This window comes from Bradyrhizobium sp. P5_C12, from assembly GCF_054049735.1.
On sequence record NZ_JBFULU010000002.1, the window covers coordinates 39998 to 62312 of the forward strand.

The window sequence follows — 22315 nt, forward strand, 5'->3', positions numbered from 1 at the left end:
GTCACGGCTCGTGCCCCTCCCTGGCATCCGAGCATTTGAGGGCCGTCCTCCCCCCAAGGACGGCCCTTTTTTTGACCGCGTCGCGCGCGATCTGTCCGGGATCGGACCGGCTCCACTCCGCGTCTAGCCGTTCAGATGACGCACAAGCCAGGCCCGCACGCCCTGAAGACTCCTGAAATCATCCAGCGAGCGCGCCGGAAGTCCGCTCCCGATTTCCACGGCCATGCCGCTGAGCGCATGTCCCGGCCCGAGTTCGAGAAACCCCGTCGCCCCCGCTTCGACGCAGGCTTGCAGGCAATCTGCCCATTGCACGGTTTGCGATATTTGCGCGGCGAGCTTGTCGAGGCCGGTTTCGAGCGAGACGACCGGAGCGGCATCGATCCCGCTCAGAATGCGCGCTCCGCTCCTCGGCGGGAATACCACCGATGCCAGGCGCAAGGTCTCACGAAAGACGGCAGACGCCGCGGCGAGCCGTTTGGTGTGGGAGGCGACCTCAACCGGCAACGCGACGATCCTTGCGGCGTGCATCGCCCGCGCGTCTTTGGCAAGCCTGCCCAGCGCCTCGCGGCCGCCGCCGATGACAAAGGCATCGCCGGGATTGACGATGGCGATCGCTGCGCCATGACGCTCGCAAAGGCGACCGACTTCCTCTCGCGAAAGACCGCGGACGAAGATCAGCCCGTCACCGGCGTGCGTGGCCGCATCCATGGCTTCCGCCCGGCGCGCCGCAAGGTCGAGCGTAACGGACGCATCGAGCAGGCCGCCCGCGCCCCAGGCTGCGAGCTCACCGATGCTGTAGCCGGCAAAGATGGCGCCGCGAGGCATCGCATTTCCCAGCGCGGCCGCGGCGGCCAGCGCCTGCAAGGTGCACAGAATCTGGCCGGCCCGGTTGTGATGCAGAGCCTCGATGGGTTCGCTGCGTACGAAATCGCGTGGATCCCTGCCGCCCAGCAGGGTTGTCGCATGCGCAAACAAGTCCGCGGCTTCCGGTGCGTTGCCCGTGAGGGCGAACATGTCCCGATGCTGTCTGCCTTGTCCCGAGCACAGGATCGCAAGTGTCATGGTCGCGGCCTAATGGGGAAAGAGCACTGCGATCGCAATTGCAAGGGTCACGACGCTGAATCCGGTGCTGGCGATGACCATCGACCCCACCGTCGCGGAATCCAGCTTGTAGTTGACCGCAAACAGAATGCCGAAAAAGCCCGACGGCAATGCCGCAAGCAGAATTGCCGTTTTCGCAACGTCAGGACCGAGGTGAAAGACGTAGACGATCGCGACGGCCAGCAACGGACGCAAGATGTCCGCAGCTCCCGTTGCGGCAACGACACGCCAATCGAGCCGGAGCGATTGGGCCGACAGAACGAGACCGGTCAGGAATAGGGCAACGCCTGCGGCCGCGTTTCCGATCAGGACGAGGCAGGCATGAACAAGCGGATCGAGATTCAGATCAGACAGTGAAAGCATGACGCCGAGCGCGGGCGCCCACACCACCGGCTTGGCGAACGCGCGCCGGACTGCCGTCAGAACCGGCGGCGTCGGCGTGTCGGCGCCGCGGCTCTTGCTGGCGCTCATCTCGGCGATCACGAGGGTCAGAGGGCTGACGAGGATAGAGCCGGTTGCCAGCGCGACGGCGACCGGGACGACTCCGGCCGGCCCCAGCACGGTCGACAGGATCGGCAGACCGACGCCGGCAAGATTCGGGAAACCGACCGTCAGAGCCTGCACCGCTGCATCGGACCTCGTCACCGCAAAGAAGCTGCGCTCGAACCAGTACCAGGCGAGATAGATGATCAGCATCGTCAGGCCGAACACCAGGAAGACCGGGACCTGGTCGGTGATCCGGTCGCGCGGGGCCGATGCGGTCGCAGCGAACAGCGAGGCCGGCAAGGCGAAATCCATCACGAGCGCATTGAGACCTTCGACGTGATCGTTGTCGACGATGCGGGCCTTGCCTGCAACGAACCCGAGCAGCAGGACGAAGAAGACCGGCACCAGCGCCATTAATATGACGTTCGACGTCATGAGCCGGGCCTCTCATGGGCGTCGACGAACAGCGTCATCGCAAGCAGGTCGGCCGATCCGCCCGGGCTGAGACGCCGGGCGACGAAGCTTTCATGGACCGATTGCGCGCGCGCACGCCAGCCGGCCGCACACACCCCGCCGGCGTCGATGAAGTGACGCGCGGCGCGATGGGCAAAGCGAAGGCCGTCGAGCCCGCCGCGATGCAGGAGATTTGTGTCCTCAACGGACGCGATCAGGGCAAAGCACGCCTCGACCCGGGCGGCTTCCGCTTCCGCGGGCACGGCCGGCGTCGTCCTGCGCAAGGCAGGCAGGCCGATCCGGTAGACGCTGGGAAACCCGGTCGCGGCCTCGAGACGGGCGCCGCCCGCGTGATAGCGGCGGCGCGCGGTGCTGCCATGGCTGTGCAGCAGCACCGGACCGTCGAGTATGCTGCCGCCCCAGACGCGTGCCACGACATCGCCGAGCGGCAGCCCGGGATCGGCGAGCCCGCCGGCCCTCGCACCCGCCGCCGCGCACAACAGCCCGAGCCCGAAGATCGCGCCGCGATGGGTGTTGATGCCGGAGGTCGCCGCGAGCATCGCACGTTCGGCCTCCAGGCCGATGATCCTCAGCCGTCCCATGCCGCAACCAAGCGCGCCCGCGTCGGCGAGCCGTTGAAAGTAAGGCCTGATGGCCGCAGCGCTGCGGCGAAACATGCCGGCATCCATGTCGTCGTGACTGCCATTGTCGACATGGCTCACGAGCCCCGGCTTCGGCCAGGTTTCCAGCTCCATGACGAGGCAATCGGCGGCGACGTCGCCGATGGCTGCGGTATCGGCGACCCTTCGCGTCCGGTACGAAACGAGCGGTTCAGCCCCGCGTGCGGCCGCGGTGATCATGATCCCGTCGCTCCCGAAATGAATCGATCCCTGTCGAGCACGGCCACGCTGCCGATGGTCTTGACCAGGAGCTCGCTCGCACCGCCGTGGAATTCGCGCCAGTTCACCGCCGCACCATCCGCGCGCATCAGCTCGCCATCGAGCCGCATCGGCGCTGCGGTTTCGATCGCGGCCACATCGGCCGCGAGATCATCCAGATCCGTTTCGCGGTGGAATTCGAGCAGGACGTCGAGATCGGAGCGGTCGGTCACGTAATCGAGCCCGGTCAGCGACTGCCAGGCGAGGCTGCCGAATATCCGCACATCCACCGCATGCCGGAGTGCAAGCTCGTCGAGTCGATCGAGCGTCAGCCTCCAGTGACGCGGCGCCGAGGCACGCACCTCCCGCAGCGAGGGCGGTCTCGCAACCGAAACGACATGGCCGACATCAGCGAGAAGGGAGAGCCGCTTCTTGCCGGCAGAGGGCGGCAGCGGCAGGCCCAAAGCGAGGCCGGTCGCCTCGCCTGGCAGCGCGCGCCGCCTGATCGTCGGCCATCCCATGACGGGCCAACACCCGACCAGGGGATCGGCGGCGAGATCGCCGCGCATCTCGAGCAGCGCGCGCCAGCCCTCCGGGCTGACAAAGACGAGGTCGTGGCGGCCGGGCGGCCGCTCACCGGGTTTGCAGGGCCAGGTCACGAACCCGCTCCGCGATATCGGCAGCCTTGATCCGGCCACCACGTTCCCTGCCGAGCGCATCCCGCCGGTCCTGCACGGCGGGCATGTCAGCCATTAGCGCCGCCATCTGGTCGGCGAGCGAGGCGTCATTGCGCCATGTCATGTGAACGGCGCCCATCCGCGCGAGGTTCGACAAGCCCGGCGCGAACACCGGCGTCGATTTCGCCTTCTCCTGGAGTGCCTCGACCGACAGCTTGGTGACCTTCGCCATCGACGGCAGATCCATCACCGCGGGATCGGCGCCGGGTAATCCGACCAGCACGCGGGTTGCAAGGCCCGTCGCAAGCAGGGCACCGGCGGCGGAATGGCCGTACAGCAGACCGATGGTCGGACGGCCATTCATGTCCGCGTAGATCAGCGCCTTCGCCAGATGCGCCAGGAATTCGTTCAGCCCGAGCAGTTCGTCACGCTTGCTCATGCGCTGGCTGTCGCTGTCGACGAGGACCAGGATCGGCCCGCTGCCGCGGCCGATCGAGTCCAGCACATGTCCGGAGAGCCTGATCGCTTCGTCGACGCCGAGCGCGGTCCGATCGGCAACGCCGATGACGAGAATTCTGCCATGGGATCGCAGCGTCGCCGATCCGGCAATGATGCCCTTGTCGTTGCTGACCTCATGGCCGTCCGGAAACAGCGAGGCGAGAATGTCATCGAGCGTCACGGCTGGTCTCCCCGATCCTGTTGGCGAGCGCAATGAACTGGTCGGCGGGCAGCTCCGGAACGGTGTCCGCATGCGCGATGCCCTCCGCCGTCCAGATGTCGACGGCATCCGCGCAGGCGCCGAAGCGGCGTAACCTGCCGGCAAGCCGCTCCTGCTCGGCCTTCAGCCTGTCGAGGCTGAAAGGGCCGACCAGGCCGAGCAAATCGCGCGCGGCCTCGCGAAAATCCTGCACGGTGTCGTCGGCGAAGACGTCGGCGGCGCCGAGGAGCCGGCGGTGCTTGCCGCCCATGGTGCGCCAGATCAGGGCGCGATCGCGGGAATCGAACTCCTCGACGCCGCGGTTGGTCTCGATGACCTCGGGGCCCGATACCGCGATGCGCCCGGGCTCCGACACGGCGAGCGCGGAGCAACAGCCCGCGATCAGGCCGCCGCCGCCATAGCAGCCGGAGCGCCCGCCGATCAGGCCGATGACCTTCACGCCGGCGGTGCGCGCTTCCATCACCGCACGCATGATCTCGGCGATGGCGAGTTCGCCGGCATTGGCTTCCTGCAACCGGACGCCGCCGGTGTCGAACAGGATCAGGACGGGGATCGAGCCGATCTGGCGCGCTGCGCGAAGCAGCCCCGTCAGCTTGGCGCCGTGCACCTCGCCAAACGCGCCGCCCATGAAGCGGCCCTCCTGAGCGGCGACGAACACCGACGAGCCGCCGAGGCGGCCATGACCGACGACGATGCCGTCATCGAACTGCTCGGGGAGGTCGAATATCTTCAGATGCGGGCTGACCTCGCGCTGTTCCGGCCCGATGAACTCGACGAAGCTGCCGGCGTCGAGCAACAGCTCCAGCCGCGTGCGCGCCGACGCTTCGTTGAAGCTGGTGCTGCGGGCGCGTTCGGCCGGGGTGACGTTCTTGAGCGGGGCGGTCATTGGCCGTTCTCCGCGATCAATCGGACCGCCTGCGCCAGCCGCAGCGACACCGTATCGGGACGCGCGCCTCCATCATTGATGGAAAACTTCAGCCCCCCGGGCGAATAGCGCTCGACGAAATCTCCGATCACGGCGCTCCAGACCTCGCCGAAGCCCACGGCCGCGGTCTTGATGTCGACGGCGCATTCCGCATCCGCCAAGCTGCGCTCGACCAGCACTTCCAGGTTCCCGGAGGCGACCACGCCGACAATCGCGCTTTTCCTGGTGCCGCCGGCACGCGCGCGAACCTGGTGTTGAAAGTTGAGATCTTCCATGGTCAGTCCCTCACCAATTCCTGAATTTTGACGGCGGTGCGTAAAGCCCGCCCGACCAGCGCACGAGATCCTTGATCGAGCGCGCCGCCAGCAGGCTGCGGTCCGCATCGAGCGGATTGATGCCGAGATCCTCCGGGCGACGGATCACGCCGCGCTCGCGCAGGGCTGCGACCATGTTGCGATCCCGCCCGCGGCCCACCTCGGTGTAGCCGGCCACGCCGCGGATCGCCTGCTCACGCTCTTGCGCTGTGCGGCACAGCAGCAGGTTGGCCACGCCCTCCTCGGTGACGATGTGCGTGACGTCGTCGCCATAGATCATGATGGGTGCGAGATCGAGCTTCAGCTTCTCCGCGAGCTCGATCGCATCGAGCTTCTCGACGAACAGCGACACGTTCTTGTCGCCGAAGGTCTCGCCTATCTGCACGACCAGCTTGCGGCCGCGGCGCAGCAGCGCCGAGCCGTCGGGATCGGCCTCGGCCCCGGCCTTCAGCCAGGGTTCGCTCGGGTGACGCCGCCCGCGCGCATCCGCCCCCATGTTCGGCGCGCCGCCGAACCCGGCAATGCGCGAGGTGGTGATGGTCGACGAATTTCCCTGGAGATCGATCTGCAGCGTGGAGCCGATGAACATGTCGCAGGCATAGAGCCCGGCGGTCTGGCAGAAGGCGCGGTTCGAGCGCAGCGAGCCGTCGGGGCCGGTGAAGTAGACGTCGGACCGGGCGCGGATGTACTCGTCCATGCCGACCTCCGAGCCGAAGGAGTGGATCTGCCGGACCCAACCGGATTCGATCGCGGGAATCAGCGCGGGATGCGGGTTCAATGCGAACTGGGTTGCGATCCTGCCCTTCAGCCCCAGCCTCTCGCCGAATGTCGGCAGCAGAAGCTCGATCGCGGCCGTGCTGAAGCCGATGCCGTGATTGAGCCGCTGCACGCCATAGGGCGCGTAGATGCCCTTGATCGCGAGCATCGCGGTCAGGATCTGGCCCTCGGTGATCGCGGCGGGATCGCGCGTGAACAGCGGCTCGACGAAGAACGGCTTGTCGGCCTTGACGATGAAGTGGACACGGTCCGCCGGGATATCGACCCGCGGAACCGTCTCGACGATGTCGTTGACCTGGGCGATCACGACGCCGTCCTTGAACGCCGTCGCCTCCACCACGGTGGGCGTGTCCTCGGTGTTCGGGCCGGTGTAGAGATTGCCGTCGCGGTCGGCGCTGACGGCGGCGATCAGCGCGACGTGCGGCGTCAGGTCGATGAAATAGCGGGCGAACAATTCGAGATAGGTGTGAATCGCTCCCAACTCGATCTTGCCGCCGAACAGCATGCGCGCGATGCGCGCCGATTGCGGCCCGGAATAGGCATAGTCCAGCCTCTTGGCTACCCCGCGGTCGAACAGGTCCAGATGTTCGGGGAGAACGACGCCCGACTGCACCATGTGCAGATCGTTGACCTTGGCGAGATCCACCGCCAGCAGCGCGCGGCTGAGCAGATCGGCCTGCTTCTGGTTGTCGCCTTCGAGGCAGACCCGATCGCCGGGCCGGACCACTGCCTCCAGCAAGCGCGTCGCATCGCGCGCCTCAACGACCTTGCCGCGGGCAAGTCCGGCCCCGGCCGCAATGCGGGCGTCGCGCGCGGCGCGGTTGTTCTGCCAGCTCGTCATGATGTCGGCTCCTCGGGCGCGCTTCGCCGTGGTCGCGCCCGAGTCCAGGATGGTGCTGGTGGTCTCGATCACGCTCATGGAATTTTCCGGATGGGATGGTCAGGCCGGCGGGAGTGCTGTCTCTCCCGCCGCCCCTCCTTCCGCCGGCCGTGCGTCAGGACCGGCAAAAAGCCGCTTCAACGCGTGGCCGGTTGCCCGATGCTGCGCGCGGCGCGGGCGATGATCGCCGCCACTTCCTTCGGATGCGACTCATAGACCGAGTGGCTGGCGCCCGGGATCACGGTGGTCTGGCTCTTGGCGCGCTCGTAATACCAGCGCTCGAGGTCCGGATTGATGATCTGGTCGTTGCCGGCAACGATGCCCCAGCTCGGCTTGGTCTTCCACGCAGCCGCCGTCAGCGGCGTGTTGAACACTTGCGTCGCGGCCAGAACCTGGGAGCGTGATTCGAACTCCGCCTGCTCACGCGGCAGATCGGGCGCGAACAGCTTGGGGAATTGCACGGGATCGAGATAGGTGAACTTGTCGGGCGTGACCTTGATGGCGCCTTCGGTCTTTGCAAGCACGCTCGGCGTCTTCTTGCCCAGCGTCCCTTCGTCCTCTCCGACGTCGGGCGCATGCGCAGCGACGTAGACCAGGCCGACGACATTGGGATGAACACCCGCCTCGGTGATGATCGAGCCGCCGTAGCTGTGGCCGACCAGAAGCGTCGGGCCATCCTGGAGATCGAGCAGCCGCTTCGCCGCCGTGACATCATCGCCAAACGACGTCTCGGGCTCCTGCAGCATGCTGACGCGGAAGCCGTCCTTGACCAGGATCTCATAGACCGGCTTCCAGCCGGACGCATCGACCCAGGCGCCGTGCACCAGCACGATGTTCTTGGGCGGTTCCGCGCGCGCCGGAGCGACGGTCGAGAATACCGAAAGGGCGGCAGCGAAGGCGAGGCAGGCGTTGAGATGTTTCATGTCGGGATCACTCCGGGTTGGAATGCTGCGACACTAGTTCGAGGGTTGCGCTCGCGTATTTCCCCAAACAACTGTCCTTGCCACTTCGCACGTCGCAAATTTCGACCGCGAGAACGGCTCCTCGGCACGCGACCGCGCCGCGTGCCCGACGACATCTGCGTTCATACGCGAAAGACGACCGGCACTCGTTCTGTCATTCAAGACGTCGTCGCCGACGCCGCTCGACTTTCCACGCATGGGATCGGACAATGACATCCAACGCAACCTTCCGCATCGCGCTCTTCACCCTGCTGTGCGCAGCATCGCCGGCTCATGCACGCACTTGCTCGGACGCGATCGCGCACACTCAGCGCCAGCTGGATCAGGCCATCGAACGAGACGCTGGCTCCCACGGCTGGAAGCCGGAGAGTCTCAGCGCGCTGCGCAATCATCAACCCACGCCCCGCTCGATCGCCGAAGCCGAGGGGAGCAACGGTGTCGATTACACGGATGCGCTCAATTCGCTCGGGCGCGCCCGCGCCGCCGATCACATCGGCGACATCGCCACGTGCCGCCGGGAACTCACCCGCGCCCGCGCCATTCTGCGATAGTGAGGCAGGTTCACGATCGAAACCAGGACCGGTCGCCATTGCTCGCGAGGCGATACGGCAGCGCAGCTGCACGAAAACGGCTGCAGCGCGCGCAGCGACCGATCTTCGTGCTGCCGGGGAGCATGACGTGCATTCTGGAAATACCCATGCTGCTGCACCTTCCTATTGTTCGATAGCATTCAGCCGGAGCATTCTTCCATGCGGAAACAGCACTCGTCGAACGACGGCAGCGCAAGGCGATCGGGATCGCGTCGGTTCACCTTGATGCATCCGCGGGCAACGCTGGCGATCGGCGTTCTGTGCCTGACCTCGGCTGCGGCGATCGCCCAGACGACGGTGCCGGGAGCGCAACCTCCCGCCGGCATGCTCGCGACGTCGCCGCTCAACCCGCAATCCACGCAGCCTGTGGGCATTCCGCTGGGCTCGACCGAGATCACGACGCCGGGCATCTCACCGATCAATCCCTCGCAAGGCCTGGCGGGCTGCGCCGGATCCGGCAATACGGCGTCGCCGGGAGCCTTGTTCGACGGTGGCGGGCTTTCCGGTGGTTCATCGATCGCGTGCGCCGGCAGCACGACGGCTCCGTCTTCCCTGCCCTCGTCGTCGACGGTCGGACGCGTCGGGATTCCGCTGGGAGCCACCGAGCTCGGCGGCGCCGGCATCAGCCCGACCGTGCCGGTCCCCGGCCAGATTCCCTCGGACAGCGCGACTTCCATCGTCAGCCCCGGCAATCCCTGACATCGAGGATGATCACCGTGAAACGAAACCTCACCATCGCGCTCGTCGTTCTCGCTGTGATCCTGGCCGGAGCGGGCTTCTGGTTCTTCGGCACCGACCGGAAGCCGGCCATCGCAGCCGCGCCCGTGCCCTCCGCCGTGCCGGTGGTCGCCGCCACCGTCACGGGCAAGGACGTCCCGATCTTCCTGCGCGGCATCGGCACGGTGATCGCCTACAACACCGATATCGTGCGCAGCCAGATTCAAGGCCAGATCGTCAAGATCACCTTCACCGAGGGACAAACCGTCAAGGTCGGCGATCTGCTCGCCCAGATCGATCCACGTCCCTATCAGGCCCAGATCGAGCAGTTGACGGCCAATCGCGACAGAGACCAGGCGCAGCTGGTGAACGCCGAGGCCAATCTCTCCCGCTACAATCAACTCGGCGACAAGGGATATGCGACCCCACAATTGATCGAGACCCAGACGGCGCAGGTGGCGCAGCTCAAGGCTGCCGTGAAGTCGGACCAGGCGCAGATCGATGAGGCCAACGTCCAGCTCAGCTACACGCGCCTTACCTCGCCCATTCCCGGCATCACCGGCGTCCGCCAGATCGATGTCGGCAACGTGATCCATCCGACCGATCCGAACGGTCTCGTCGTCGTCACCCAGATCGAACCGATCTCGCTGCTCTTCACCCTGCCCCAGACGGATCTGCCCGTGATTCAGGAGCGGTCTGCGAAGGGAACGCTGAAGGTCATCGCCTACAGCCAGGACAACAAGGTGAAGCTCGACGAGGGCACGCTGCTGCTGGTCAACAACGAGATCGCGGGAACGACCGGCACTGTCCAGCTCAAGGCGGAATTCCCAAACCATGAGCACCGGCTGTGGCCGGGTCAATTGGTGAACGCGCGCCTGCTGCTGGAGACACGGAAGGATGCGCTGACGGTCGCCGGCTCGGCGGTACAGCAGGGTCCGAACGGCAGCTACGTCTATGTCGTGTCCGCTGACCAGACCGCGTCCTTGCGTCCCGTTCACGTCGCCCAGATCAGCGATGGCCAGGCCCTGATCGACCAGGGACTGAAATCAGGCGACGTCGTCGTGATCGACGGCCAGTATCGACTGACGGAAGGAAGCCGCGTTCGGGAGCTGCACGGCAAGGCCGCGCGCGAAGCCGACCTGCAAAGCTCGGTGCAGGACGCGCTCCCATGAACCTGTCCGCGCCCTTCATCCTGCGGCCGATTGCAACCGCTCTGCTGATGGCGGGCCTGCTGCTGTGCGGCATCGCGGCCTATCCCCTGTTGCCGGTCGGCGCGCTGCCGAACGTCAACTACCCGACGATCCAGATCTCGGCGCAACTGCCCGGCGCCGACCCCGGAACCATCGCCTCGTCAGTCGCCACGCCACTCGAGCAGCAGCTCAGCCAGATCCCCGGCGTCACGCAGCTCACCTCGTCCAGCGCACTCGGCGTCGCCCAGCTCACGGTGCAGTTCGAGCTGTCGCGCACGGTGGACAGCGCGGCGGTCGACGTGCTCTCAGCGATCAATGCCGCGAGCCCGTACCTGCCGCAGAACATCCCCTACCCGCCGACGATCAGGAAGGTGAATCCGGCGGAAACGCCGATCATGCTGATCGCGCTGACGTCGGAGTCGATGCCGCAGACGACGGTCGATGCCTACGCGGAAAACATCCTGCTGCCCAAGATTTCCCAGGTGCCGGGCGTGGGCCTCGTCGGTATCGGCGGCCAGCAGAAGCCCGCGATCCGCATCCGCGTCAATCCGCAGGCGCTTGCCGCCCGCGGCATCGGCCTCGAAGACGTCCGCACCGTGATCGCCGGCGCCAATGTCGACCTGCCCAAGGGCACGCTCAACAGCCCGCGCGTCACTTATACGCTCAATACCAACGACCAGTTGCTGAAGCCCGCCGCCTATGAAGCCCTCATCATCGCCTATCGCAACGGCTCGCCGGTGCGGCTGCGCGACATCGGCTCGGCGATCGAGGGGCCCGAAAACGACCTGCTGGCCGGCTGGTACGGCAAGGACCCCGCCGTCATCCTCGCCGTCCAGCGCGTCCCCGGCGCCAACGTCATCGAAACCGTCGATCGCATCAAGAAGCTGCTGCCGCAGCTGCAGGCCTCCGTTCCGCCGGCGATCAAGGTGACGATCGCCGCCGACCGTACCGCCACCATTCGCGCCGCGGTCGCCGACGTTCAGTTCACGCTGATGCTGACGGTCGCATTGGTGGTGATGGTCATATTCCTGTTCCTGAGGAATTTCTGGGCCACCATCATCCCGGCGATCACGGTTCCGCTGGCACTGGTCGGCACCTTCGCGGTGCTCTACGTGCTCGGCTACAGCCTCGACAACCTCTCGCTGATGGCCCTGTCGATCGCGGTGGGATTCGTGGTCGACGATGCCGTGGTGGTCATCGAGAACATCGTGCGCCATCTCGAGCAGGGCATGACGCCCATGGAGGCTGCGCTCAAGGGCTCCAGCGAGATCGGCTTCACGATCGTCTCCATCACCCTGTCGCTGATCGCCGTGTTCATCCCGCTGTTCCTGATGGGCGGCTACGTCGGCAAGCTGTTCCAGGAATTCGCCGTCACGATCACCGCCTCGCTGCTGCTGTCGCTGGTGATCTCGCTCACCTTGACGCCGATGATGTGCGCCCGCCTCCTGAAGGACGAATCGCGCAGGAAGCACGGCCGGCTCTATCTCCTGTTCGAGCGCGGCTTCGATGGCCTGCTTGCGCTGTACGCGCGCGGCCTGCGGGTCGTGCTGCGCCACCGCTTCGTGACGCTGCTCGTGATGCTCTCGACCATCGCGCTGACCGGCTATCTCTACGTGATCATCCCGAAGGGATTCTTCCCGCAACAGGACACCGGACAGATCGTCGGCATCACCGAGGCCGCCCAGGACATCTCCTTCCCCGCCATGTCCGAACGCCAGCAGGCGGTCGTCGACATCCTGTTAAAGGATCCGGCGATCCAGTCGGTGGCGAGCTATATCGGTCCGGGCGGCCCGACCGCGACCCTCAACCAGGGGCGCATCTTCATCGTCCTGAAGCCGAAGCCCGAACGCAAGGCAAGCGCCGACCAGGTGATCGCGCGGCTGGAACCCCAGCTCGCCCATATCCAGGGCATCAAGCTTTACATGCAGTCGGCCCAGGACATCACGATCGGCGCACGGCTGTCGAAGACGCAGTATCAGTACACGCTGACGGACGCCGATTCCAACGAACTCACCCACTGGTCGGCGATCTTCCTGGACAAGATCCGCGCGCTCGACATCGTCGCCGACGTCGCCAGCGACCAGGCCAATGCCGGCCCGAGGCTGCAGGTCACCGTCAATCGCGAAGTCGCCTCGAGCTTCGGAATCCTGCCCACGACGATCGACAACACCCTCGACGACGCGTTCGGTCAGCGCATCGTCTCCACCATGTTCACCTCGCTGAACCAGTACCACGTCGTGATGGAAGTCGACCCGCGCTTCCAGTACGGCCCCGAAGCGCTCAAGGATATCTACCTGAACTCGGCCACCGGCCAGCAGGTCCCCCTGAGCACGCTGGTCCACACTGTCATCATGCCGGCGCCGATTCTGATCAATCACCAGGGCCTGTTTCCCTCCGTCACGATCTCGTTCAACCTGCGGCCCGGCGTCGCGCTGGGCGATGCGGTGACGGCGGTCCAGAAGATCGAGAAGGACACCGGCAAGCCCACCTCGCTGTCGACCTCGTTCCAGGGCAACGCGCAGGCCTTCCAGTCGTCTCTGTCCGGCACGCCGTTGCTGATCGGGGCGGCGCTGATCGTGATCTACATCATCCTCGGCGTCCTCTATGAGAGCCTGATCCATCCGATCACGATCCTGTCGACGCTGCCTTCCGCCGGCATCGGCGCGCTGCTGCTGCTGCTGGCAGTCCACATGGATCTCAGCGTCATCGCCATCATCGGCATCATCCTGCTGATCGGCATCGTCAAGAAGAACGGCATCATGCTGGTCGACTTCGCCCTCGAGGTGGAGCGCAACCATGGGCTCAGCCCCGAGGAAGCGATCTACCAGGCCTGCACGCTCCGCTTCCGCCCAATCCTGATGACGACAATGGCCGCGCTGCTCGGCGGTGTGCCCCTGATGCTCGGCAACGGCACCGGCGCGGAACTGCGCCAACCGCTCGGCTACACGATCGTCGGCGGCTTGATGCTGTCGCAGATCCTGACGCTCTACACCACACCCGTGGTCTATCTCTATCTCGACCGGCTGGGCAATTGGTTCACCAGACGCAAGCCGCACGTGGCCGAGACGGCCCAACCCTCCGCGACCGAAGCAGATACGGGATTGAGCCATGAGTCCGCTTGACAAGGTGACCGCCGGCATGACGGCCGAGGAGCTGGTCACCGTCACGCCCGAGATGACGGTCGGCCATGTGGTGCCGGGAATGCCGTCCGTCTACGGCACGCCGATGATGATCCTGCACATGGAGATGGCCGCGGGATCGGCGGTGCAGCCTTGGCTGCCTGCGGGCCATGTCAGCGTCGGGATGACGGTCAACATCCGCCATCTGGCGGCAACACCGGTCGGCCGCAGGGTGCGCGCGGTCGCGCGGGTCGTCGCGATCGAGGCCAAGAGCATTGTCTTCGAGGTCGAGGCCTGGGACGGCGACCGCAAGATCGGCGACGGCACCCACCGGCGCGGCGTTGTCAACGTCGTCGAGTTCGAGAAGCGATTCGGCGTGACGAGATCCGCGGCCGCGATGGTCTAAGGCCAAAAGCACCGAGCCCGATCGCGGCATCGTGCGTTTTGGCAAAGCGCCTGCGAAAACGCAAAAGACCGTTTTTCAGCGGCGCGGTAGACCTCTCGCATGACGCTCGAACGCCTGGATGGCTCTGATTCCGTACAGCCACAGCGATGGTGGCGCCGTGTTCTTCAAAACTGGACCGTGAAGGTCGCGCGGCGCAATGAAGGAGCGTCGCGGCAAAGCCAGGCCGCTTATCTCGCTGAAGCGCAGAAGCTCAGTCAAACCGGCAGCTTCGGCTGGAATGTCGAGACCGGAGAGCTCTTCTGGTCGGATGAAACGTTCAGAATCTTCGATCTCGCACCGACATCGCGACCGTCGCTCGACTTCGTCCTGAAGCGCACGCATCCCGACGACCTCGAGTCCGTTCGCGCAGCAATCGACCGTGCCGTGAAAGACCGGAAGGATATCTCCCTCGAACAGCGCCTGGTCATGAGCGACGGGTCGATCAAGCATATCCGCGTCGTCGCTCGCGGAATGAGCGACGGTCGGGGCCAGTTCGAGTTCATCGGCGCGGTCATGGATATCACCGCCCAGAAGAAGGCCCACGCCGAACTGGAACGAAGCGAGCAGCGCTATCGCCATCTGTTCAGCCGCATGCCGATCGCACTGCGGCAGCTCGACGGCAGCAGGCTGGTGGCGCTGTTCCGAAAATTGCGCGCCGAAGGGGTCACCGATCTCGGCAGCTATTTCGACAGCCATCCCGATTTCCTCCGGACCTGCATGGATGCGCTCGCGTTCCAGGAGGCCAACGAACGGGCCATTCAGATGTTCGGAGGAGGAGGCGTCGGCGGCTATGCCGGACGTTCCATGGCCGACACCTGGAAGGTGCGTCCGGATACGTTCCGGCGAGCCATGGAGTCCCGCTACCGCGGCGAAACGAACTTCGAGGAAGAGACCAAGATGGTGACGTGGGACGGCCGCGTCGTCGACGTTCTCTTCACCACGGCTCGCGTCGGTCCGATCAATGATCTGGAAATAAGCCTGGTCGCCACGATCGACATCTCGCAACGCATTCGTGTCCAGGAGAGACTTCGGCAGGTGCAGGCGGAGTTCGCGCATGCGGCGCGCGTCTCGGTGCTCGGAGAGCTCACCGCGTCCATCGCGCACGAAGTCAACCAGCCCCTGGCGGCCCTCGCGACCCACGGAGCCGCCGCGCTGCGATGGCTGAACAGGCCCACCCCCGAGGTGGCCGAGGTCCGCAGCGCAATCGAGAACATGGTTGCCGATACGAAGCGGGCCGCGAACATCGTGGCGCGCGTTCACGGGATGGCTTCGCGCAAGGCGCCCGAGCGCGCCCTATTGTCGCTTGACGATGTCATTCACGAGGCGCTGCTCTTCCTTCGGCACGAGATGGAATCCCGCGGCGTAACGATCCTGCACCGCCCCGATCGGACGGCGCTGCCGGTGCTCGGTGACCGGACCCAGCTTCAGCAGGTGATCGTCAATCTGGCCATCAACGCCGTGCAGGCCATGACGCAGGCGGGACAAGACGATCGCAGGATCGTCATCAGCACGGCCGGGCGGGATGCGACCACATTGTGCTGCGCCGTGGAGGACAACGGCCCCGGCATCGCCGACGAACATGTCGGGCGGCTCTTCGAAAGCTTTTTCACGACCAAGGACAGCGGCATGGGCATGGGCCTGCCGATCTGCCGGTCGATCATCGAAGCGCATGGAGGCCGGATCGCGGCCGAGGGCAATAGCGCGGGTGGCGGCGCCCGCTTCTGGTTCACGCTGCCGATCTCCGCGCCGGCGCCGTCGTCGCGCCCCGATCTCCGCGCCGATGCATGACCGCAACGTTCGCCCTGCTGCCGCTATTCTGCCTGGGCGGTCGAGCGCACGAGGCGGATCGGGATGCCCTTGAATGACGGCGTGAAGCTGATGGGATCGCGGGCGTAGAGCGGCACCAGCGGATTGGTTTCCGGATAGTAGGCGGCACAGCAGCCGGTCGGGAAGGAATAGGCCACCACGCGGAAGTTGCGCACGATCCGCTCGGCGCCGTCGGTCGATTCGGTCACCAGGTCGACGCGATCGCCATCCGCGAGCCCGCGCTTCTTCAACTCGTAGTCGTTGAGGAACACCACGTCGCGCTGGCCGAAGACGCCGCGATAGCGGTCCGACAGCGAGTACAGGGTGGTGTTGTACTGGTCGTGGCTGCGTATGGTGCTGAGCCACAGGAAATCGGGGTCGCTCTGCGGCGGGTCCTCGCCGCACCCCTCGAAAACCAGGAAGTTGGCCTTGCCGGACGGCGTTTCCCAGATCCGCTCCCGCGCCGTCGAGGTGAGATGGAAGCCGCCGGGAATGCGGATGCGGGCATTGTAGCTCTCGAAGATGGGAAAGACGGCCTCGATCGCATCGCGGATGCGATCGTAATCGGCGACGAAGCCGTCCCAGTCGACCACCGTGCGCTCACCGAGCGTCGCCTTGGCGACGCCGGCGACGATCGCCACCTCGCTGAGGAGATGCTCCGATGCCGGCTTGTTGCGGCCGCCCGAGGCATGGACCATCGACATCGAATCTTCGACCGTGATCGACTGCGGTCCGGTGGCCTGGATGTCGATCTCGGTGCGTCCGAGGCACGGCAGGATCAGGGCGGCGCGGCCATGGATCAGATGGCTGCGGTTGAGCTTGGTCGAGACGTGGACGGTCAGATCGAGCTTGCGCAACGCCGCCTGCGTCGCCTGCCAGTCCGGGATGGCCGCGGCAAAATTGCCGCCCATCGCGAAGAACACCTTGACCTCGCCACGGATCATCGCCTCCAAGCCGGTCACGACGTTATGTCCCGGGGCGGCCGGCGGCTTGAAGCCGAAGCGGTGCTCCAGGCGCTCGAGGAAATCCGCCTTGGGGATCTCCGTGATTCCCACGGTCCGATCGCCCTGCACGTTGGAATGGCCGCGAACCGGACAGACGCCGGCGCCGTCACGTCCCACATTGCCGCGCAGGAGCGCAAGGTTGGCGATCTGCTGCACGTTATGCGCACCGCGCTGGTGCTGGGTGATACCCATGCCGTAGACAAGGATGGCGCGTTCCGCCTTCATATAGGCGCCGGCCGCATATTCCATGTCCTCGCGCGCCAGGCCGGACTGGCGTTCGATGGCCGGCCATGGCGTGCGCTTGAGGTCGTCGATCAGCGCCTCGATGCCGACGGTGTGCCCCTGAATGAAATCCCAGTCGAGGATTTCGGGCTGTTCGGCGGCCCGCGCCGCCTCGTCCGCCTCCACCAGGATCTTCATGATCCCCTTGAGGACGGCGACGTCGCCGCCGACCCGCACCTGGAACAGCTTCGAGCTGATCGTCGTCGAGCCCAGCGTGATCATCTCGATCGGGCTCTGCGGCGCCTGGAAGCGTTCCAGCGCCCGCTCGCGGAACGGGTTGAACGAGATGATCGAGGCGCCGCGGCGGGCCGCGTCGCGCAGGCTCGTCATCATCCGCGGGCTGTTGGTGCCCGGATTCTGGCCGAAGATGAAAATGCAGTCGGCCTTGTCGAAATCCTCCAGCAGCACGGTGCCCTTGCCGACGCCGAGCGATTGCGGCAGGCCGACGCTGGTCGCCTCATGGCACATGTTGGAACAGTCGGGAAAGTTGTTGGTGCCGTATTCGCGCACGAACAGCTGGTAGAGGAAGGCGGCTTCGTTCGAGGTTCGCCCGGACGTGTAGAAGTCCGCCATGTTCGGGTCCGGCAGCGCCCTGAGCTGGCGACCGATCATGTCGAAGGCATCGCTCCACTCCACCGGGAGGTAGCGGTCGGAGGCAGCGTCATAGGCCATCGGATGCGTGAGACGTCCGACCATCTCGAGATCATAGTCGCCCCATCCCGCGAGCTCGGTGACGGTGTGCTCGGCGAAGAACTCCGGCGCGCAGCGCTTGGACGTCGCTTCCCAGGCAATCGCCTTGCCGCCATTCTCGCAGAACTCGAATGAAGAGGTGTGTTTCGGATCAGGCCAGGCGCAGCCGGGGCAGTCGAAGCCCTCCGGCTGATTCATGCGGCTCAGCGTCGCCGCGCCCTTCACCGGAATCCGCTGCACCAGCAGGGCCTCGCTGAGCGCCTTGAGAGCGCCCCATCCGCCGGCCGGTTCACGGTAGGGACGCACCGATTTCCTGGTCATTTCAATATCTCTCAATATCGCAGTCGTCCCGCCAGTTAAGGGCTGCCCCGATGGAAGCGTCTTTTCAAATCAGAGCTCGAATTTCTCAATTGCACAGCTTTGGTCCGGACCGTGCGCCTGAAGCAGCCAGTGCATTCCGGAAAAAGGAACGCCGTTCGCGGAAGCTGAGCCGGCCGTCAGAAACTAGTCTGGACGCTTGGAGCCCGTCGCGACACTGGGCTCGCGACACTTTTCAGGAGCGACCAACATGTTTTCACGACGTGATTTGCTGGCCATGTCGGCGGCTGGTGCCGCCATGGTCGGCTCCAGCGCACAAGCAGCAACCTTCGGCAATCCGGATGAGCCGCCGCAAGGCGCCGTGAATGCCAAGGGACCCGGAAGCCTGACCGATCCCGGTCCGCAAGACCCGGCGCTCGCCAGGCAGTTTCCCTCGGAGCAGACGCCGCCGGCAACCGACGTCGGCGGCCTGCCGTTGAACTGGTCTTCCTTCAACAATGCGTCGAGGCGCATCCAGAACGGCGGCTGGGCCCGGCAGGTCACGGTCGAGGATTTCGCAATCTCAAAGGAAATATCCGGCGTCAACATGCGGCTTTCCGCGGGCGGCATCCGCGAGCTGCATTGGCATCAGGCGGCCGAATGGGCGATCATGACATCCGGCAACTGCCGCATCACGGTGCTCGATGTCCAGGGCCGCCCCTATGTCGCCGATCTCAAACCCGGCGACCTCTGGTATTTTCCAGCAGGCGCGCCGCATTCGCTGCAAGGACTTGGCCCCGACGGCTGCGAATTCGTGATCTGCTTCGACGACGGCCACGCCAGCGAGTTCAACACGCTCCTGGTGACGGATTGGCTCGCCCACACGCCTCCAGAGGTACTGGCCAAGAACTTCGGGGTCCCGGCCGAATCCTTCGCCAAGATTCCGCTTCACGATCTCTGGATCTTCCAGGGCACGTTGCCCGGCGATCTTGCTGCAGATCGTGCGGCGGTCGCCAAGCATGCCGAAGCGCCACCCTACCCGTTCGTCCATTCGCTCGGCAGCTCGGCTCCGGTCAAGGAAAGTTCCGCCGGAAGCATCCGCCTCGCCGATAGCACCAACTTCAAGGTAGCCACCACCGTCGCGGCAGCACTAGTGACGATGCCCCCAGGCGCCATCAGGGAGATGCACTGGCATCCGAACGCGGACGAGTGGCAGTACTACATCAAGGGCAAGGCGCGGATGACCGTGTTCAATACCGGTCCCAACGCGTTGACGACGAATTTTGCCGCCGGCGACATCGGTTATGTCCCGCGCAATCTCGGCCATTATGTCGAGAATGTCGGCGACACCGAGCTGCAATTCGTCGGCGTGTTCCGCGCGCCTCGCTACGAGGAGGTGTCGCTCTCCGATTGGCTGACGCATACACCGCCAAAACTGGTCGCCCAGCACTTCAACATCGACGAGAAGCTGATCGCCCGGTGGCCGGACAACAGCCCCGGCATCATGCCGAAGGCCTGAACGACGGGATCACGAATGAGAAAGGCGCCGGAGACGGCGCCTTTCCTTTCTTGCGGCATTTTCGGCGTCGTGCGGGCCTCAATAGTGATCCGCCGCGGAGACGGCCTTGCCACGGAAGATGCGATAGCCGACCGCGACATAGAGCAGCATCAACGGGAATACGAACAGGCCCGCGCCCCAGAACATGAAGGCGAGACTCGCATGGGGCGCCGCGGCCTGCTCGATCGTGACGACGAAGGGGATCATGTAGGGCCAGAACGACAGGGCCAGCGTTCCGAAGGCCGACACGAAGATCAGCGAGACCATGTGAAACGGCCAATAATCGTCGTGGCGCAGGATGCTCCTGGCGAGCATCGCCGCAGCGCCGGCGCCGACCAGTGGAAACACCAACAGATAGGGACGGTCGATCCAGCGGTGCAGAATCGGAAGATGTTCGGCGAGCGCGTAGACGAAGACGATGACCAGGAATGCCAGGACACCGACCGCCAGCGGCGGGATCTGACGCCGCGCGTCGTCCCGAACCGGGCCTTCGCACTTCCTCACCAGCCAACACGCGCCGAGCAGCGCGTAACCAAAGCAGAGTCCGATCCCGCACAGCACGGAGAAGGCCGTCAGCCAACCGAAGGTGCCGCCGGTATATTCACCGTTCGAGAATTGAAGTCCCTGGACGAGGGCGCCGACCATCGCCCCCTGCATGAAGCTCGCGGCCAACGAGCCTGCCGAGAAGCTGACGTCCCAGACCCAGCGCGAGCGCTGCGCCTTGCCGCGAAATTCGAATGCCACGCCGCGCAGGATCAATCCGAGCAGCATCACCACGACCGGGATATAGAAGGCCGGCATCACCATGGCATAGACCGCGGGAAAGGCGCCCCACATGATCACGCCCGTGACGATCAGCCAGGTTTCATTGCCATCCCAGACCGGAGCAATCGTGCCCAGCATATCGTCCCGCTTCGCCTTCCCGTTGGCCAGGCCGAACAGCATGCCGACGCCGAGGTCGAACCCGTCGAGGAGGAGGTAGATCAGAATGCTGATGGCAAGGAGCGCAACCCAGAACATCACCATGGTTATTCTCCCGCCTTGATAAAGCTGCGCGTCTCCGCCGCCCGGTCGGCGAGCGACATCGGCCGATTTGGCACGGGGATGTGCAGCGGCTTGCCGCCGAGCCCCGCCGGACCGGCGCGCAGCAGCCGGTAGATGTAGTAGGTGCCGAACGAGAAGATGAAGGCGTAGACCGCGACGAACAGGATCAGCGAAGCCGTCGCGGCCGCCGCGGTCAGGGACGGCGTTACCGCATCGGCGGTCCGCAGCACCCCGTAGACGGTCCAGGGCTGACGGCCCACTTCCGCGGTGTACCAGCCGGTGAGGATCGCGATCCACGGCAACGGAAAGCTGAGGAAGATACCCCAAAGCAGCAGGCGGCTCCGCTCGAGGCGACGCTTGAGGCCGAGCCAGGTCCCGAGCCACGCCAGCCCCAGCATCACAAGCCCGCAACCGACCATGATGCGGAAGGTGAAGAACGGGATCACCACCGGCGGCCGGTCCTCGGGCGCGAAGCTGGTCAGACCGACCTCCTTCGAGGTCAGACTCATGCTCCCGATGATGCTCCCGAGAACCGGAATCGATATGGCGTATTTGTTGGATTCGGTGGCGGAATCGGGGATCCCGATCAGCACCTCTGAGGCCGGCTGCTCGTCATGCCAGCGAGCCTCGATCGCGGCGAACTTGACCGGCTGGTAATCGTGGACATAGTCGCCGACGAGATGACCGATGAAGAGCTGGACCGGAAGCAGCACCGCTGCGAGCGCAAGGCCCATGTGCAGCATCACGAGCGCCTCGGGACGATAGGTCCGCCGCAACAGATACCACGCGCCAGTTGCCGCCACGCAGAACGCGCCGGTCAGGTAGGACGCGAGCAGCATGTGCGGAAACCGGACCCAGACCACCCGGTTGAAGATGATCTGCGCCCAGTCGTCGGGCACGAACTGACCATTCTGCATGACGTAGCCGGTCGGCACCTGCATCCAGCTGTTGTTGACCATGATCCAGAACGCCGAAAGCGTCGTTCCGAGCGCCACCATGGCTGTGGAGAACAGGTAGAACCAGGGCGGCACCCGGGTCCGCCCGAAGATGAGGATGCCGAAGAAGCTCGCTTCCAGCATGAAGGCGGTGAAGGTCTCGTAGGACAGCAGCGGCCCCTGGATCGGCCCTGACATCTTCGAGAGCACGCTCCAGTTCGTTCCGAACTGGAATGCCATCACGACGCCCGAGACCACGCCCATGCCAAAGGCGACGCCGAAGATCTTGAGCCAGAACTCGAACAGGGTCCGGTAGACCGACTTGCCGCTGTACAAGTGCATCGCTTCGAGCACGGTGAGCCAGGCGGCAAGCCCGATCGTGAATGCCGGGAAGATGATGTGAAACGAGATGGTGAAGGCAAATTGCAGCCGTGAGAGGAGCAGCGCCGTCGGATCCATCGCAAAGC

19 protein-coding genes are annotated in these 22315 nt (G+C 65.3%); 7 read left to right on the plus strand and 12 right to left on the minus strand.

Going from position 1 to position 22315, the window contains the following annotated elements:
* Positions 1-123 precede the first annotated feature (123 nt).
* From ACXJMY_RS01800 to ACXJMY_RS01840, 9 genes are all read right to left on the minus strand, one after another.
* Positions 124-1062, minus strand: coding sequence for an acyltransferase domain-containing protein (locus tag ACXJMY_RS01800; protein WP_456617602.1), 939 nt, complete (start codon positions 1060-1062; stop codon positions 124-126).
* Positions 1063-1071: 9 nt separating this feature from the next.
* Positions 1072-2022, minus strand: coding sequence for an AEC family transporter (locus ACXJMY_RS01805; RefSeq protein WP_456617603.1), 951 nt, complete (start codon positions 2020-2022; stop codon positions 1072-1074).
* The gene (mdcB, locus tag ACXJMY_RS01810) at positions 2019-2900 is read right to left on the minus strand and encodes a triphosphoribosyl-dephospho-CoA synthase MdcB (RefSeq protein ID WP_456617604.1); all 882 of its coding nucleotides are present in this window, start codon (positions 2898-2900) and stop codon (positions 2019-2021) included. The genes ACXJMY_RS01805 and mdcB overlap by 4 nt, the downstream gene beginning before the upstream one ends.
* Positions 2897-3577: a malonate decarboxylase holo-[acyl-carrier-protein] synthase gene (gene mdcG / locus ACXJMY_RS01815; protein ID WP_456617605.1), complete on the minus strand. Its 681-nt coding sequence runs from the start codon at positions 3575-3577 to the stop codon at positions 2897-2899. Before mdcG ends, mdcB begins: the two co-directional genes overlap by 4 nt.
* Positions 3552-4274, minus strand: coding sequence for a biotin-independent malonate decarboxylase subunit gamma (mdcE, locus tag ACXJMY_RS01820; RefSeq protein WP_456617606.1), 723 nt, complete (start codon positions 4272-4274; stop codon positions 3552-3554). Before mdcE ends, mdcG begins: the two co-directional genes overlap by 26 nt.
* Positions 4261-5199, minus strand: a complete 939-nt coding sequence (locus tag ACXJMY_RS01825) for a biotin-independent malonate decarboxylase subunit beta (protein WP_456617607.1) — start codon at positions 5197-5199, stop codon at positions 4261-4263. Before ACXJMY_RS01825 ends, mdcE begins: the two co-directional genes overlap by 14 nt.
* Entirely contained in the window at positions 5196-5513 is a 318-nt protein-coding gene (gene mdcC, locus ACXJMY_RS01830; RefSeq protein WP_456617608.1) for a malonate decarboxylase acyl carrier protein, read from the minus strand. The genes ACXJMY_RS01825 and mdcC overlap by 4 nt, the downstream gene beginning before the upstream one ends.
* Before the next feature lie 10 nt (positions 5514-5523).
* Positions 5524-7170 carry a malonate decarboxylase subunit alpha gene (gene mdcA, locus ACXJMY_RS01835; protein ID WP_456617821.1) on the minus strand — a complete coding sequence of 549 codons (1647 nt, stop codon included), beginning with the start codon at positions 7168-7170 and terminating at the stop codon, positions 5524-5526.
* Between the two features lie 176 nt (positions 7171-7346).
* On the minus strand, positions 7347-8132 hold the full coding sequence (locus tag ACXJMY_RS01840) for an alpha/beta hydrolase (RefSeq protein ID WP_456617609.1): 786 nt from the start codon (positions 8130-8132) through the stop codon (positions 7347-7349).
* A 248-nt stretch (positions 8133-8380) separates the two neighbouring features.
* Between ACXJMY_RS01840 and ACXJMY_RS01845 the strand changes: the two genes are divergently transcribed.
* From ACXJMY_RS01845 to ACXJMY_RS01870, 6 genes are all read left to right on the plus strand, one after another.
* Positions 8381-8722, plus strand: coding sequence for a hypothetical protein (locus ACXJMY_RS01845; RefSeq protein ID WP_456617610.1), 342 nt, complete (start codon positions 8381-8383; stop codon positions 8720-8722).
* Positions 8723-8920: 198 nt separating this feature from the next.
* Positions 8921-9460: a hypothetical protein gene (locus ACXJMY_RS01850; RefSeq protein WP_456617611.1), complete on the plus strand. Its 540-nt coding sequence runs from the start codon at positions 8921-8923 to the stop codon at positions 9458-9460.
* 17 nt (positions 9461-9477) lie between these two features.
* On the plus strand, positions 9478-10650 hold the full coding sequence (locus ACXJMY_RS01855) for an efflux RND transporter periplasmic adaptor subunit (protein WP_456617612.1): 1173 nt from the start codon (positions 9478-9480) through the stop codon (positions 10648-10650).
* The gene (locus ACXJMY_RS01860; protein WP_456617613.1) at positions 10647-13790 is read left to right on the plus strand and encodes an efflux RND transporter permease subunit; all 3144 of its coding nucleotides are present in this window, start codon (positions 10647-10649) and stop codon (positions 13788-13790) included. Before ACXJMY_RS01855 ends, ACXJMY_RS01860 begins: the two co-directional genes overlap by 4 nt.
* Positions 13777-14193: a thioesterase family protein gene (locus ACXJMY_RS01865; protein ID WP_456617614.1), complete on the plus strand. Its 417-nt coding sequence runs from the start codon at positions 13777-13779 to the stop codon at positions 14191-14193. Before ACXJMY_RS01860 ends, ACXJMY_RS01865 begins: the two co-directional genes overlap by 14 nt.
* 99 nt (positions 14194-14292) lie before the next feature.
* On the plus strand, positions 14293-16020 hold the full coding sequence (locus tag ACXJMY_RS01870; protein ID WP_456617615.1) for an ATP-binding protein: 1728 nt from the start codon (positions 14293-14295) through the stop codon (positions 16018-16020).
* 23 nt (positions 16021-16043) lie between these two features.
* Here ACXJMY_RS01870 and ACXJMY_RS01875 read toward each other — a convergent pair whose 3' ends face one another.
* Positions 16044-18335, minus strand: a complete 2292-nt coding sequence (locus tag ACXJMY_RS01875; protein WP_456617616.1) for an FdhF/YdeP family oxidoreductase — start codon at positions 18333-18335, stop codon at positions 16044-16046.
* A gap of 247 nt (positions 18336-18582) precedes the next feature.
* Between ACXJMY_RS01875 and ACXJMY_RS01880 the strand changes: the two genes are divergently transcribed.
* On the plus strand, positions 18583-19830 hold the full coding sequence (locus ACXJMY_RS01880) for an oxalate decarboxylase family bicupin (RefSeq protein WP_456617617.1): 1248 nt from the start codon (positions 18583-18585) through the stop codon (positions 19828-19830).
* 78 nt (positions 19831-19908) lie between these two features.
* On the opposite strand, the gene cydB is transcribed toward ACXJMY_RS01880, so the two are convergent.
* Both cydB and ACXJMY_RS01890 read right to left on the minus strand, forming a co-directional pair.
* The gene (cydB, locus tag ACXJMY_RS01885) at positions 19909-20895 is read right to left on the minus strand and encodes a cytochrome d ubiquinol oxidase subunit II (protein ID WP_456617618.1); all 987 of its coding nucleotides are present in this window, start codon (positions 20893-20895) and stop codon (positions 19909-19911) included.
* A 2-nt stretch (positions 20896-20897) separates the two neighbouring features.
* On the minus strand, positions 20898-22307 hold the full coding sequence (locus ACXJMY_RS01890) for a cytochrome ubiquinol oxidase subunit I (protein WP_456617619.1): 1410 nt from the start codon (positions 22305-22307) through the stop codon (positions 20898-20900).
* Between the last annotated feature and the right edge of the window lie 8 nt (positions 22308-22315).